The organism is Salinadaptatus halalkaliphilus (genome assembly GCF_006543045.1).
GTDB lineage: Archaea > Halobacteriota > Halobacteria > Halobacteriales > Natrialbaceae > Salinadaptatus > Salinadaptatus halalkaliphilus.
On sequence record NZ_RBZW01000033.1, the window covers coordinates 60,915 to 72,312 of the forward strand.

General features: G+C 61.6%; 11 protein-coding genes and 1 pseudogene. 6 read left to right on the plus strand and 6 right to left on the minus strand.

Annotated features, from left to right (window positions below; genetic code table 11):
* Positions 1 to 72: 72 nt before the first annotated feature.
* From D8Y22_RS13135 to D8Y22_RS13145, 3 genes are read right to left on the minus strand one after another with little or no spacing between them, the layout of a single operon-like run.
* The gene (locus D8Y22_RS13135; RefSeq protein ID WP_141465157.1) at positions 73 to 372 is read right to left on the minus strand and encodes a hypothetical protein; all 300 of its coding nucleotides are present in this window, start codon (positions 370 to 372) and stop codon (positions 73 to 75) included.
* A gap of 9 nt (positions 373 to 381) precedes the next feature.
* The gene (locus D8Y22_RS13140) at positions 382 to 1,458 is read right to left on the minus strand and encodes an Mrp/NBP35 family ATP-binding protein (protein ID WP_141465158.1); all 1,077 of its coding nucleotides are present in this window, start codon (positions 1,456 to 1,458) and stop codon (positions 382 to 384) included.
* Positions 1,459 to 1,507: 49 nt separating this feature from the next.
* The gene (locus D8Y22_RS13145; protein WP_141465159.1) at positions 1,508 to 1,837 is read right to left on the minus strand and encodes a hypothetical protein; all 330 of its coding nucleotides are present in this window, start codon (positions 1,835 to 1,837) and stop codon (positions 1,508 to 1,510) included.
* Between the two features lie 113 nt (positions 1,838 to 1,950).
* Between D8Y22_RS13145 and D8Y22_RS13150 the strand changes: the two genes are divergently transcribed.
* Positions 1,951 to 2,322 (plus strand): DUF5783 family protein, encoded by a 372-nt coding sequence (locus D8Y22_RS13150; protein WP_141465160.1) that lies wholly within the window; start codon positions 1,951 to 1,953, stop codon positions 2,320 to 2,322.
* A 6-nt stretch (positions 2,323 to 2,328) separates the two neighbouring features.
* On the opposite strand, the gene D8Y22_RS13155 is transcribed toward D8Y22_RS13150, so the two are convergent.
* The 3 genes and pseudogenes from D8Y22_RS13155 to D8Y22_RS13160 form a co-directional block, all read right to left on the minus strand.
* Positions 2,329 to 3,576, minus strand: a complete 1,248-nt coding sequence (locus D8Y22_RS13155) for a CARDB domain-containing protein (RefSeq protein WP_246084436.1) — start codon at positions 3,574 to 3,576, stop codon at positions 2,329 to 2,331.
* Positions 3,577 to 3,810: 234 nt separating this feature from the next.
* Positions 3,811 to 4,566, minus strand: a pseudogene (locus D8Y22_RS23375) (hypothetical protein); the annotation flags it as partial.
* Between the two features lie 62 nt (positions 4,567 to 4,628).
* Positions 4,629 to 5,012, minus strand: coding sequence for a DUF7382 domain-containing protein (locus D8Y22_RS13160; RefSeq protein ID WP_217350886.1), 384 nt, complete (start codon positions 5,010 to 5,012; stop codon positions 4,629 to 4,631).
* A gap of 214 nt (positions 5,013 to 5,226) precedes the next feature.
* Here D8Y22_RS13160 and D8Y22_RS13165 point away from each other — a divergent pair, with 214 nt between their 5' ends.
* The 5 genes from D8Y22_RS13165 (at position 5,227) to D8Y22_RS13185 (ending at position 11,330) form a co-directional block, all read left to right on the plus strand.
* The gene (locus D8Y22_RS13165) at positions 5,227 to 6,282 is read left to right on the plus strand and encodes an ATP-binding protein (RefSeq protein WP_141465162.1); all 1,056 of its coding nucleotides are present in this window, start codon (positions 5,227 to 5,229) and stop codon (positions 6,280 to 6,282) included.
* 52 nt (positions 6,283 to 6,334) lie between these two features.
* Positions 6,335 to 7,102 (plus strand): DUF7310 family coiled-coil domain-containing protein, encoded by a 768-nt coding sequence (locus D8Y22_RS13170; protein ID WP_141465163.1) that lies wholly within the window; start codon positions 6,335 to 6,337, stop codon positions 7,100 to 7,102.
* A complete protein-coding gene (locus D8Y22_RS13175; protein ID WP_141465164.1) occupies positions 7,099 to 7,611 on the plus strand; it encodes a DUF7311 family protein in 513 nt (170 codons plus the stop codon). The genes D8Y22_RS13170 and D8Y22_RS13175 overlap by 4 nt, the downstream gene beginning before the upstream one ends.
* A 66-nt stretch (positions 7,612 to 7,677) precedes the next feature.
* On the plus strand, positions 7,678 to 9,603 hold the full coding sequence (locus D8Y22_RS13180) for a type II/IV secretion system ATPase subunit (protein WP_141465165.1): 1,926 nt from the start codon (positions 7,678 to 7,680) through the stop codon (positions 9,601 to 9,603).
* Positions 9,600 to 11,330, plus strand: coding sequence for a secretion system protein (locus D8Y22_RS13185; protein WP_141465166.1), 1,731 nt, complete (start codon positions 9,600 to 9,602; stop codon positions 11,328 to 11,330). The genes D8Y22_RS13180 and D8Y22_RS13185 overlap by 4 nt, the downstream gene beginning before the upstream one ends.
* Positions 11,331 to 11,398: the final 68 nt, after the last annotated feature.

Genomic DNA, 11,398 nt, shown 5'->3' on the forward strand with positions numbered 1-11,398 from the left:
GGGTAAAAACGACGCGGGTGGCTCCGGTCCCAACCAGAAACACCGAACGAATCGCCGATCGCGTCTAGGCGACTACCGCTCGAGACCGCCACGCTCGGTGACCTCGAGGATGAACTTGACGTTGCGAACGATCTCCTCGGGCGAGGTTTCTTCGTCGGGATCGTAGAGGTCGCTGGTTCGATAGAGGATATTTGCAAGCTGTTTGCGTTCACTCGAGTCCCCCCGAACGTCGTCCCCGATGGCTCGGAGAGTTTCGACGCGCTCGCAGTCGGGTTCGAACTGCTTCTCGTTCGTGGGACTCGATCTGTCGTCACCGCCAGTAGCTGATCGCCTTTCGTCCTCGAGCGTCGATCGGTCGTCCTCGTCGGTCATACGAGGCTGTTACTGATCGAGCGAGGCCGCTTCGTTGGGCCGACCCTGGGAGACGCCACGTCGATGGACGATGCCCGTATTGTTCGCGACGTTCTCGGTGATCGTCCGGAAGGCATCGCCAGTGTCGCCCTCGGCGGCGAGGACCGTCGGCTCGCCGCCGTCACCGCCCTCGCGGACGGCCGGATCGAGCGGCACCGAGCCGAGGAAGGGCATCTCGTGTTCGTCGGCGAACTCCTCGCCGCCGCCAGAGCCGAAGATGTCGTGTTCGCCCCCACAGTCGGGGCAAGCGAACGTCGACATGTTCTCGGCGACACCGAGCACGACCGTCTCGTGTTTGGCGAACATCTCGAGACCCTTGCGAGCGTCGTCAAGTGCAACGTCCTGTGGCGTCGTGACGATAACGGCACCCGTCACCGGCATCGTCTGGAGCATCGTCAACTGGGTGTCGCCGGTTCCCGGCGGCAGGTCGACGACGAGGTAATCGAGGTGCCCCCATTCGACATCTTCGGTCAACTGGGTGATGACCTTGTGGACCATCGGACCGCGCCAGATAACCGGATCGTCTTCGCCAGTGAGAAAGGCCATACTCATCAGCTTCACACCGTACTTCTCCGGCGGGACGAGGGTTTCGTCCTCGGTCGCCATCGGCGGCTCGTCGGCGTCGACCATCCGCGGGACATTCGGCCCGTAAACGTCGGCGTCGAACAATCCCACGCGCGCGCCCAACTGCGAAAGTCCGGCCGCAAGATTGACCGCGACGGTCGATTTCCCGACGCCACCCTTGCCTGAGGCGACGGCGATGACGTTCTTGACGTTTGGCAACACCTGGTCCTCGCTTTCGAAGTCGTCCCGATCGGGGATACTCGCTGAGAGCTCCGGCTCGAGTCCCTCCTCGAGAAGCAATTCACGGATCTCGCTGGCAAGGTCGGACTCGGTCGGCGAGTACGGTGCACCGAGTGCGAGGTCGATATCGACCGTCTCGTCCGCGACTGAAATGTCGTTGACGAGTCCGAGCGAAACGATATCGTCGCCGAGTTCCGGATCCTCGACCGTCCGAAGGCGGTCGCGAACGGCGGCTTCGTCCATGTCGGTAGGTACCGCCGGGCGTCGAAAAGGGTTGTGTTCGTCCGGTCCGTCACCCGCCGGCGTTGAAATCGAAACGCGGCCCGCCATAGGTCGGCGGCTCCGGCTCGAGTTCGACGCCTTGCTCGAAGCGTACGAAGTTGAGATAGAACGGCCGTCCACAGCCCGCCGTCTCCGCACCCTCGAGGTCCGTCACGACGCCGTCCTCGCCACAGACGAACGCGATGCCATCGGCGTCCTCGAGGTCATCGCCGCCCGGTTCGGCGTACTCCCAGCCCGGTTGTTTACGCTTGGTGACGGATCGATCCGCGAGGTCGGGCGCCCGCTCGACGCTCGTGACGGCGCTACAGTAGGGGCAGGTGTATCGGACGGCGACAGTCATCAAGCGATCTAGGGGCGTGACGACTGTAAGCCTACGGGACGAGACGCATATCCCAAACTCTCGCGTGGCTTGCTGTCAGAACCGTTTACCGCCTCGAGCGCCCAGCCCCTGCCATGACCGAGTTCGATCCCGAAAAATTCGAGGACAAGTACGTCCACTACTTCGAGGAGCTCGAGGCCGCCTACTCGAACGCCTACCAGCAACTTCACGGCCAGTACGATTCGACCGTCCTCAAGGCCATCGATCGCCAGGTACTGAGCGAGAGCGAGCCCTTCTACGTCGGTGACGAGTCCACCGCCGACAGTATCGACACACAGTCTGAGAGCACCAACGATAGCCCGTTTCGACTCGAGTTGCCCGACGATCCCGGCGCTCGCGTCGGGACCGTCGCCGACCACGACCGGTTCGACATCGTCCTCGAGGAACTCGTCGACCAGATCGAACGCGAGTTAGCACGCCAGTTCGACCTCGAGTCCGAGCGCTGAGCCACGTTAGCGCCGACGGCTGGCGATCCCCGCGGCGATCACGACCGCGACGAGTGCGACCGCGGTGCCGAAGCCGGAAATTCCGTCGTCGGCGTCGACAGCTATCGTCGCCTCGAGTGCGTCGTCGGGTGACTCGACCACGAGGCCGACATCACCGGTCTCGTCCGCGGTCGTCTCGAACTCGAGGGATTCGGACTCGCCGACCGCGAGTGTGACCGATTGCGTCGCGACGGCCTCGCCGTCGACGACGAGTGATACGTCGGCATCGTCTTCACCCCCGCCCACGTTTTCGACAGTGGCAGTGACGGTCGTCGTCTCGCCCACCGACACCGTCTCGGGCGCCTCGAGGTCTGCGAGGACAAACTCGGCGGGCTCGAGTATCTCCATCGTGGCGGTTTCCTCCTCGTCCTGCAAGACGACGACGTGAGTCGCGGTTCCTTGCTCGTCGTGAGCGTAGATGATCGATTCCGTCGAGCCGCCGGGTTCGACGGTGACCGATTCCGTCGCCACCTCGTCACCGTCGACGCGGAGATCGACCGTTTCCGTAACCGGCTGGTCGGCGTCGTTCGTCAACTCGAGGTCGATCGCGTACTCGCTATCTTGGGCTGCCGCTTCGGGCACTGCGATCGACTCGAGGCCGACGGTTCCCGGCTCGTATAGCGTTAGCTCGCCGACATCGGTCTCGTCGACAGCGACTGACCCGGCCTCGTCGGCGGCCCACTCGAGTGTCTCGGTCGTCTCCCCGTCGGCGTCGACCGGGACGGTTGTCGTCGTCACTGCCGTGCCGTCGACGGACACCGTCGCCGTCTCCGAGCCAGGACCACCGGTGTTTTCGTAGGTTACCGTCGCCTCGACGAGCGCACCGTCGACAGCACCCTCACTGTCGAATTCGGCGTCGACGAGTTCGATGTTCGGCGGCTCGAGCACCTCGACGGTGACCGTATCGCTCTCGCCGGCGACGGTCGCCGTAACGTCAGTTTCGCCGATCGAATTCGCCTCGAGCGTGCCCGCCGAAACGCCGGCAACGGCCGTTTCGGAATCGTACTCCGCAACTTCCGAAGCAGTGACCGTCGAGCCGTCCTCGAGGGTAAGTTTGACGGTAACGTCCGTGGTTTCACCCTCGCCGATGGCTGGTTGGGCCACCTCGAGGTCGACGTCTTGAACCTGCCACTGAAGAATGGGATACTCGTCGGTGGTCGTCCAGAAGTTATCGAAGTCGAGATCCATGTTGGCTTCGGCGTCGGCACCTGTCATTTGGTCGGTCTCGAGGGCGGTTCCAACGTCAGAGTTAGGGGCACCTTGTGTTTGATCGGTAGATTCCGTATTCCAGTAACCTGTCTGTAGTGATGCATCAGCCAATACCATTCCCGCCAGACTACCCGTTTCATCGCCAGCACTGGACACTTTTCCGATATTATACGTATCAGACACATATGCATCCGCTTGCCCAACCAGACCTCCTGCTGGATCGCCTTTAGCTACTGTAGCAGAGGAATACGAATTCCGAATTTCTGCACGGGCAGTGTGTCTTCCGACAAGCCCCCCTGCCCGTTCATCTGCTGAGGTCCTAATTTCTCCATCAGTATATGACTGAATGATTTGATGATCAATCTGATGGTCACCAGCTATACCTCCAGTCCGCTCATCACCGAACACATTCGCACTACTTCCTGAGTACCGTATGACTCCGCCCTCAGTTCCCTCGCCTGCAACTCCGCCGACTTGGTCAGTCCCTTCAACACTTCCAGATGTATATACGCGCTCTATTTTACCATAGTTTTCACCAGCAACAATACCAACACTGAACTCCGAGCTCTTGACATTAGCACCCTCTATATTGAGATTTTTGATGATACCCTCATTAGCATCAAAAAGTCCAACTCCCGATTCAGATCGGTCTACTGTGAACTCAGTAATCGTATAACCTTGTCCATCAAGTGATCCACGAAATGGTTCTCCGCTTCGATCACCGATTGGTTCAAAACCAGAACCACCGTGCCACGATCTGGTTTCACTAGCATCAATGTTCTCCCCTAGAACATAATGAGCATCAAGGTCTTGATTAATTGCTTGAAGTTCATCAATAGTAGTGATAATATATGGGTCGTCTTCAGTTCCCTCTCCAGACAGTGTTTGTTGAGTCGCACCATTATTTGCGGCAACAGGAGATACAAGAAATAGCCCTATACTAATACCTAAAATACACATCACTAAAAGAGGGACTTTGTTATTGATATTGCCCATGGGTCCTTTCTTTTATTTCTAATATACGCATATAAAATCTCATGTTAGAGATCTATAGTTTATTATCCAGAGTCAACTACTAGAAGTTCCTCATTCGGTTCATCATCAGCCCAATTGGTCCCTGTCGGTGGCTGTATCTCGAACTCAATTGTACCAGTATGCTGATCTGGCGGTAATTCTAAGTTTTCATCTTCAAAATTGAATCTAGCCTGATTATCCGCTCCTGTTCCATCACTTGTGTCCTCTACTATAGCATCATCCATTCGTGCATCGCCTGGAACGGCTACGACCGTAGCATCCGGCACTTCGTTGCCATCTGCATCAACAACAAATACGTCAAACTCATCTACATTACTTCCATCAATATCGACCTGATCTTCTTCAAACTCTACGTCAACCTCAGTGTCTCCTTCGAATGTATCGATACCCCCTAGAATCTGCAACATGATCCCGAGCGAGACGACACCGACAATTAGCGCAATGACGAGCCTGATCGGTAGCCCCTCTATCGCACGGTCGTCGTCGGTAAGCGAACGCCTCGAGCTCGAGTCTCTCGTCGTGGGTTTCGACTGGTGTCTCATACCCTACCCCGCTTGGGCTCGGTATCTGCCTTAAACTCGAGGGTGAAATTTGAAGTGGGAAAGGGCGGCGACTGTGGCTATGAGTTTCGTCATCGGACGCGGGTCGGACGCCGAGACGGTGCAGGCGGGCCACGTCGGCCAGTATCGTGCACTCGACGGCAGCGAAGGAGCCGATTTGTACGTCGATCTGGACGGACCACACGCGATGTTGGTCGTCGGCAAGCGCGGCTACGGGAAGTCGTTCACGATGGGCGTCCTCGCGGAAGAACTCGCGCGGACGAGCGGTGTTGCACCGGTGGTCGTGGATCCGATGGGGGCGTTCTCGACGCTCGCCGACGGCGGAGACGACGAGACGGTTCCCGCCGATGTCGTCGAGACACCGACGATCACGGCCGACGTGCTCGATCCCCGATCGTGGTGTTCGTTGCTCGGACTCTCCCCCGAGAGCGGTGCCGGTGGACTCGTCTGGGAGGCCGCCCAACGAACCCACTCGCTCGAGGCGATGGCTGAATCTCTCGAGGCCAGCGACGCGCCGGAGGCCGACGTGCGTGCAGCACGAAATCACATTCGACTCGCCCGATCGTGGGATGTTTTCGATCCCGATGGACTCGACGGGGCGGCACTCTCGGGGACCGAAATCACGGTGCTCGACGTCTCGGGGCTCGATTCCGCACCGATGAACGCCGTCTGTCGCGGTATCGGCGAGGCCCTGTATCGCGCCCGAGTTGACGAGCGGATCGATCGATTGCCGTGGCTGTTGATCGACGAAGCACACACCTTCTTCGACGGCGTCGCACAGCAGGCCCTTCGGACGATTCTCACACGCGGGCGTGCGCCGGGTGTCAGTCTCGTTCTCGCGACACAGCGCCCGAGTGCCGTCTCGGAGACGGCGATCTCCCAGTCCGACGTGTTGATCTCCCACCGGCTGACCTCGGAGGCAGACCTCGAGGCACTGAGTGCAGCCCAGCCCACCTACATGAACGAGTCACTCGATGATCGGCTTCCGACCGACCCGGGCGAAGTGGTCGTCATCGACGACGCGACCGAAACGATCCACGCGGCACAGGTTCGACTGCGCAAGACGCCACACGGCGGCGGTAGCCCCAGTGCTCGCGACGTGGTCGATCTGGAGTAACGATCGCGATGCTCGCACTCGAATTTAAATACGGTCGCGCGGGAGAGACGGCATGACCGATATCGACCGGCTCGAGCAGCGTCTGTCGGCCGTCGAACGCGTCGTCGTCGATGGCGACGTAACCGTCGACGAACTCTCGGAACTGACCGCGATGGCCGACGTCGTCGAGCAACTCGAGACCCGTCTGCACGAACACGAGCAGCGACTCGCCGACCTTGAGGCTGCCGTTCAGTCGCTCGAAGGCTACGTGGGCAACGTCGAGTCGATCAACGACGACGTAGCACGACAGGCGGCTACAGCAACGGCGACGACCGATCGACTCGAGCGCCGTCTCGACCGACTCGAGGTCGAACTCGACGATCTGGAAGGCGGGCTGCTCGAGTCCGATGACCGCGGTCACGCTATCGAAGCTGCCGAGAGTAACGAATCTGAGGTGAACGAAAGCCAAGACAAGACACAAAGCGGGAAGTGTGACACTGTCAGGACAGACGACTCCGACAGTCTCGACGATACCGAACATCCACAAGCGGACGAGAGAACAGCGACCAGCTTCGAGTTCGGCACAACCGAAACCGACGGTTCAGGGGGAAATCGAGAACTCGAGCCCGAACAGACAGTGGCCGAATTGTTCGAGGACGACGAAAAATCGAAACCGACCGTCGACGATGGCGTTGACCGGCCGGCCTCGTCGGCGAATCAGTCGGCAGTCGAATCGGCCGTTGGACCGGAGCCCTCTCGATCCGGGACGGGAGACACAGATACGAATACCGGCGGTGACGCCCGCGGGTTGTTGGGCTCGATTCGGTCGCGACTCTCATGATCCGATACGTCCTGGCGGTGCTGTTGACGGTCGCCATTCTGGGCCTTGCGACACCGGCGATCGACGAGGCGTCGACCGACAACTCCGAGCGTCAGCTCCAGACGGCGATTTCGGATATCGAGGAAGCGGCGGTCGATCTCGAGACGAACGAGCAGGTCTCCCCGCCCGAGCACCCCGATCCACAGCGCGTCCTCGAGCTGTCGATTCCGGCTGGCTCGCTCACGACGGAAGGGGTGTCACACTTCGAGATCGAACCCGTCGAGGACGTCAACGTGAGTATCGCGCGATACGTGCTGGATGACGGAACCCAGCACCAGGAAATCATCGAGCAACGGATCGTCTACCGCGACCGGACGGACAACCGGACGACCGAAATCGGCGGGAGCGGCGTACAGACGCTACGAGTCGTGTTGCTGGCGGACGAAAACGGCGAACCGGTCGTCGTCGCAGAGCCACCCGAGGCCGACGGCGCGATCGCGTCGTCGTTGTCTCTCCGGGCCGTCGAGTGACGGCTGCGAGCCGAGGGGAGCGCGTCGGTCCGTGGGTTTAAATCAGATTCCGAGCCCAACGGAGATATGTCTACGGAACGGACCGGTGGAACGGTTCGTGGCGTCCTCTCGAGCGTCGGCCTCGGCGGCTTGTTCGAGACGATATCGGGTGGCGCCTGTGACTGCGGACACTGCTACGAGGACCGAACGCTCGTCGTCGATGCGACAGCCTGTAGCGGCGACCTCGTGGAATCACCGCGTTGCCGCCGGTCGGTCATCGAACAACTGGCAACCCGTGAGACGTCCTCGATCGTCGTCCACGGGAACGGTTTGAAACACCGCTACGACCGGGAAGAGACGGCCTTTCTCGGCGCAGCCGGCCGATTCATCGAACTGCTTGGCGATCGCGACACCGTCCTTGCACGAGCGGTTGCACGGGATCCCATCGACGCCGCGAGAGGGCTCGAACAACGGGTCGACGGTATCGGCGATGTCGCGGCGGAGTCGGGACTGATCGACGCCCTCGAGGGCGTCGAGCGCTACGGCGAGGCGCTCTCACCGCGTGTCGGCCTCGAGATCGCGAGCTACTACGTCGATCGCTCGATCGACGACGGTACACGGCTTGTCGACGTTACCGACCTCGAAACCGGGAGTACGGCCCGCATCTACGAACGCGCACACCGGTTGCCGCGGTACGAACTCGACGTGGTTGATCTGACGTTGTCGCCACGGGAACGGGAGGTGCTCGTCGACGGTTACGAAGCGATCGCGGAAGGATGGGTACAGGGTGACCGTGCCCCATCGCGTGCCATCGAGTTCGCCTCGGACGAACCCGTCGATCCGACCCTGACGACGATACTGGAGAAACACACCGAGGGATACGGGATTCTCGAGGACCTGTTTGCGGATCCAGCCGTCACGGACGTCTACGTGACATCGCCAGTGACGGCGAACCCCCTCCGAGTCGAACGCGATGGAGAGACCATGGAGACGAACGTTCATCTGACCGGAACCGGGGCAAAGGCGCTGGCCTCGCGGGTCAGACGAACGAGCGGGCGGGCGTTCTCACGGGCGAAGCCGACGGTCGATGCGACGGCGTCACTGGCCAACGGTCGCGGACTCCGTATCGCGGGCGTGACGGATCCGGTCGCCGATGGTATCGCCTTCGCCTTCCGCGAGCAATCGGACGACCGGTTTACCCTCCCCGCACTCGTCGCAAACGGGACGATGTCGCCGGCGGTGGCTGGCTTTCTCTCGACGGCGATCGAACGCAACGCGGCGACGCTGATCGCCGGCACTCGCGGTGCCGGAAAGACGACACTGCTCGGTACGTTGCTATACGAGGTGACGCCGGATACGCGGACGGTCGTCATCGAAGACACCCCGGAGCTGCCCGTCGACCCACTGCAGTCGGTCGGCCGAGACGTTCAGGCGCTTCGAACCGGGGCGAGCGACGGGCCAGAAATCGCGCCGGCTGAAGCATTACGGACGGCCCTGCGGTTGGGAGACGGTGCGCTCGTCGTCGGCGAGATCCGGGGCGAGGAAGCCCGCGTCCTCTACGAGGCGATGCGGGTCGGGGCCAACGCCAACGCCGTCCTCGGAACGATTCACGGCGACGGTGCTGAAGAGGTCTACGAGCGCGTCGTCGCCGATCTCAAAGTAGAGCCGTCGTCGTTCGGCGCGACGGACCTCGTCGTCACGGTTCAGGCCCACCGTACGCCGAGCGGGCGCAGTCGCCGAGTCGCCCGCATCGAGGAAGTACTCGGCGACGGCGACGACATCTGGTTCGAGCCGCTGTACGACCTCGAGGGGACAGCGGCGACGCCGACCGGCCGAATCGATCGCGGCGAGAGTCGCTACGTCCACGCCATGGCTGGGCCGACCGAGGAGTACGCAGATGTCAGACAGGCGATCGCCGACCGCACGGCGTTTCTCGCACAGCTCGCCGACGACGGCCGAACGACGCCACCCGAGGTCGCTACCGCCTACACCGATCGGGGCAACGGTAGATGACGATACTGACGACCGTCGTACGCGGGCTCGCGGGACTCTACCCCTACGAGGTCGATGCAAGTGCCGATCTCGTCGATTCAGTTCGATTCGTCGAGGCGGCCTACGATGCCGAGACGATCGTCAAAGCGGGGTACGGCGCAGGTATCGTCGGCGCACTCCTGCCGCTACCGCTGGTGCTGTATGGCGTTTCCGTACCGTTGGTCGCGACACTCGTCGTGACTGTGTCGCTCGCGTCGATCCACGCTGTCCACTCGTTCCCACACCTGCTCGCCGCGTTTCGTCGCACCGAAGCCCTGGGTGAGACGCCAAACCTCGTCGGCCGAACGGTGTTGCGAATGCAAATCCAACCGTCGCTCGAGACCGCCGTCAAATTCGCTGCCGAGACCGGCCGGGGACCGCTCTCTCGCAGTCTCGAGACCCATTTCAATCGAGCGAAGGGCACACCCCAGGCCGGTTTGCTCTCGTTCGCCGAGGAGTGGTCCGAGTACTTCCCGGCGTTGCGCCGATCATCGACGCTGTTGGCGACCGCACAGGACGCTCCAGAAGGAGAACGGGCACGCACGCTCGATAGATCGCTGACGGCGATTCTCGACGGAACGCGCCGACAGATGGCCGAGTTTACGGCCGCGATTCGGGCGCCGACGACGATGCTCTTTGCGTTCGGGATTCTGTTGCCGATGGCGTTGATCGCGGTCGTTCCCGTCGCACCGATGGCGGGAATCACGCTCAACATCTGGATGTTCGTCCTCCTGTACAACGTCGTCTTGCCAGCCATCCTGATCGCAGCGGCGCTGTGGCTGCTCGTTCGTCGGCCGGTCGCGTTTCCGCCGCCGACGATCGACCGCGATCATCCCGACCTGCCGAACCGTCTCTGGCTTCGAGCCGGCTGGGGGCTACTCGCCGGTGTCGTTACCTACGCCGCCGTCGAGATCTTCGGCCCCGAATCGCTCTCCGTGATCGTCGCATCGGGCGTCGGCGTCGGTGTCGCATTGCTCGCCGTCTACGGCCCGATCCTCGAGCTTCGCCACTACGTGCGCGACGTCGAGGCGAACCTGACTGACGCGCTGTACATCGTCGGGCGACAGGTGGCCGAAGGCGAATCCGTCGAGTCCGCGATCGATCTCGCGGCCGATCGGGTACCGGACGAAACCGGCGACGTGTTCGAACACGCTGCAGGCGTCCAACAGCGGCTGCATACGAGCGTCGAAGCGGCGTTTCTCGGCGAGTACGGTGCCCTTCGAGATATCCCGAGCCAACGAGCCCGAAGCATGGCGGCACTGCTCGCGATTGCTGGCGACGAGGGCAAACCCGCCGGTCGGGCGATCGTCTCGATGGCCGACCACCTCGAGGAGTTAGAGGAGGTCGAAGCCGAGACCAAGCGCGCGCTCGTCCGCGTGACGAGTACCCTCGATAACACCGCGGCGTACTTCGGGCCGATGATCGGCGGCGCGACCGTCGGGATGGCGGATATGCTGTCGGTCGAGGAGTTCGACAATCTCGAGGGGTTCGACGAGGCTGCGACGCTTGCGACGGACGAACTTGGCGTCGTCGTCGCGGTCTACTTGATCATGCTCTCGTTCATCCTGACGCCGCTGTCGTACGCGCTCCGGTACGGCATGGACCGAACCCTGTTTGGCTACCACATCGGTCGTGCGCTGGTCTCGTCGATGGTATTGTTCGTGCTGACGGTCGCACTGATCGACATCGTACTGGTCGATCCGATGTGATACGAACCGGATCTGCAGTCGGCTGCCGGTGACTGGTGCTGTGGTTTATATACCAGAGGGCGGCCAAC